This is a genomic window from Acidiphilium sp. PM, assembly GCF_000219295.1.
GTDB lineage: Bacteria > Pseudomonadota > Alphaproteobacteria > Acetobacterales > Acetobacteraceae > Acidiphilium > Acidiphilium multivorum.
This window is the reverse complement of record NZ_AFPR01000343.1, coordinates 1-2924: the sequence shown is the minus strand read 5'-3', so window position 1 is coordinate 2924 and position 2924 is coordinate 1. Positions and strand designations below refer to the sequence as shown.

3 protein-coding genes and 1 pseudogene are annotated in these 2924 nt (G+C 67.7%); all 4 read right to left on the bottom strand.

Features of this window, described 5'->3' with window-relative positions; genetic code table 11:
* Nucleotides 1–1032: Hint domain-containing protein (locus APM_RS19825; protein WP_007423730.1), on the bottom strand; the 1032-nt coding region annotated here is incomplete at its 3' end.
* Between the two features lie 140 nt (nt 1033–1172).
* On the bottom strand, nt 1173–2210 hold the full coding sequence (gene mnmA, locus APM_RS12430) for a tRNA 2-thiouridine(34) synthase MnmA (protein ID WP_007423729.1): 1038 nt from the start codon (nt 2208–2210) through the stop codon (nt 1173–1175).
* A 4-nt stretch (nt 2211–2214) separates the two neighbouring features.
* Entirely contained in the window at nt 2215–2547 is a 333-nt protein-coding gene (locus APM_RS12425) for a ferredoxin family 2Fe-2S iron-sulfur cluster binding protein (RefSeq protein ID WP_007423728.1), read from the bottom strand.
* Nucleotides 2548–2601: 54 nt separating this feature from the next.
* Nucleotides 2602–2924: pseudogene (locus APM_RS12420) on the bottom strand (cysteine desulfurase); the annotation flags it as partial.

The window sequence follows — 2924 nt, the reverse complement described above, 5'->3', positions numbered from 1 at the left end:
GTGCAGGGTGATCGGTTCGCCGGCGTTCTCGAACAGGCCGCGATGGCCGGTATCGAGGAAGCTTTCCGCCGGCGCGCCCTCGGCCAGCAGGACGTCGTGCCGGTCGAGCTCGACATGGAAATAGGTGACGCGGGAAATTCGGCGGTCGGGTGCGATCATGGTGCCGTCGACCAGATCCTTCGCCTGGACCAGCACGCCGTCGAGGAACAGGGCGTGGTCGGGCGAGACCACGAGGTCGCGCGCGGGGACGCCATCGGCCAGCGCGCCGGCGGCGATGCGGACCGGGCGGACCAGTTCGGGGCGCGGATGGCGGCTGAGGTCGAGCGTGCGGCGGCCGATCCAGACCACGCGGCGTTCGGCGCCGGCGGCGGTGAGGACGGTATCGCCGGCCCGCAAGGATTCGACCGGGGTCTCGCCGGCCGGGGTGCGGATCTGCGTGCCGGCGGCGAAGCAGGGGTTGATGTCGCTGCCCGTGTTGATGGTGAAGGCGTATCCGCCGGACTCGGACGGAGGGCCGGGTTCGGCCGAGGAGTCGCCGAAATCGCTAAGGCCGACCGAGATGGTCAGCGTGCCGGTGGAAGGGATGCTGCCGAACAGGGACTGCTCGATCGCGTTGATGAACGGCGCGAGTGACGTATTCAGTGTCGGTCCGTACTCGAGGTTGATGAGGGGACTGTCGGTGATGATCAGACCATCCGAGGCGTAAATCCTGAAATCCTGGCTCACGGCGAGGCTGGCGATATTTTGGAACGTCATGACATCGCTCGGCGCCGAGGGCGAGGTGTCGAAATTGGAGAAGTCGGTCGTGGCATCGGCCAGGACGATCGTGTCGTTCGGTCCGAAATGCTGGATGTTGCCGCCCAGTTCGATCGCGGTGACGGCCGTCGTGATCCCCACGAGGGTTACGGAAAGGGCGGACGGCTCGATGACGAGATCGGTCGGGGCTGACCCCGTCGTTGGAAATGAAAAGTTGCTGGTCAGCGATGCATTGAGAATCAGCGTATCACCAGAAGGTATTGTCACATCGGACATGCCGCTCTCCCGCGTTCAAATATGTCTGAAATTTGAAATATTCTGACGCGATGATAAGCAACGACAACAAGAGATTCAATTTTTTTAATGCTTCAGCCGACGCGAATTTAACGTTATGTTATCTTATGATGCGAATGAATTCATAAAATGAAACCGCCTCCCAGAACGCGGGACTCGCGATAGACGACGCAGGCTTGGCCGGGGGCGGCGAGAGCGGGGGTGTCGAGGGTGACGAGGTTGCGGGCGATGTCGATCTCGGCGGGGTGCGGCGTCTCGCCGGCGCGGAGCTTGACGCTGGCGCGGAACGGGGCGGCGGGCGGATCGATCAGCCAGTTCGGCTCGGCGATCCGCACCTCGCGACCGCCGGCGCCGCGGGGGCCGACGACGATGCGGCGGCGGGCGGCGTCGATCCGGGTGACGACGTGGCCGGAGGCGGCGCCGAGGCGCTTGGCCTGGCCCACCGTGTAGCGGGCGATGCCCTGGTGACGGTCGAGCACGGCGCCGTCCTCGGTGACGATCTCGCCGGGGGCGGCGGCATCGGGGCGGAGCTTCGCGACGATGTCGGCATAGGTGCCGGAGGGGACGAAGCAGATGTCCTGGCTGTCCGGCTTTTCGGCGACGGGCAGGTTCATCCGCGTGGCCTCGGCGCGGACGGCGTCCTTGTCCGGCATGGTGCCGAGGGGGAAGCGGGAGAAGGCGAGCTGGTCGCGCGTGGTGGCGAAGAGGAACCAGGACTGGTCGCGCCGTGCATCGACCGCGCGGTGAAGCTCCGCTCCCTCCGGCCCGTCCTCGCGGCGGACATAGTGGCCGGTGGCCAGCGCCTCGGCGCCGAGATCGCGGGCGAGGCCGAGCAGGTCGCCGAACTTGAGGTGCTGGTTGCAGCGCACGCAGGGCACGGGGGTGCGGCCCTCGGCGTAGGATTCGGCGAAATCGCCGATCACCGCGGCGCGGAAGGCGGCCTCGGCGTCGATCACGTAATGGGCGATGCCGAGACGGTCGGCGACGTTGCGGGCGTCGTGGATGTCCTGCCCGGCGCAGCAGGCCCCCTTGCGGCCGGTGGCCGCGCCGTGATCGTAGAGCTGGAGGGTGACGCCGATCACCTCGTGCCCGGCCTCGTGCATCAGCCCGGCGACGACCGAACTGTCCACCCCGCCGGACATGGCGACGACGACGCGCACGATCTCAGCCGTTCTGCGCGTTCCGCACGCCGGCGGGCAGCTTCACGACGAGCCCGTCCAGCGCCGGGGACATCACGATCTGGCAGCCGAGGCGGGAGGTCTTTTCCAGGCCGAAGGCGAGGTCGAGCATGTCCTCCTCGTCTTCCGAGGCGGCGGCGAGCTTCGCGAACCAGTCGGGATCGACGATGACATGGCAGGTCGAGCAGGCGAGCGAACCCTCGCAGGCGCCCTCGATGTCGATCCCGTGCTTGTGGGCGATTTCGAGCACCGACAGGCCGGACGGCGCGTCCACCGTCCGGCGCGTGCCGTCGCGCTCGATGAAAGTCATGTTCGGCATTTGAAACCCTTGAAACCGTTGCGTGGTGGAAGGCGCGCGCCGTTCCGCCGCCGTTCACGCTGCCGAGGTAGAGACATGCGCGGATTTGCGCAAGGCGCGGGCGGCAAGACGCCGATATGCGGCGAGGAACCGGGCGGGCGCGTCGTCCGGCGCGTTCCAGGGCAACGAGACGCGGATGGCGTTGCCGGCGAGATCGCCGAGGCCCATGGCGGCGAGAACGTGGCTGCTGGCGACCTTGCCGGAGGAGCAGGCCGAGCCGGCGGAGACGCGGATGCCGTCGAGATCGAGCGCGATGACCTGGGCTTCGGCGGCAAGGCCGGGCAGGACGAGGCAGGTCGTGTTCGGCAAACGCGGGGCCCCGGCGCCGGCGATGCGGG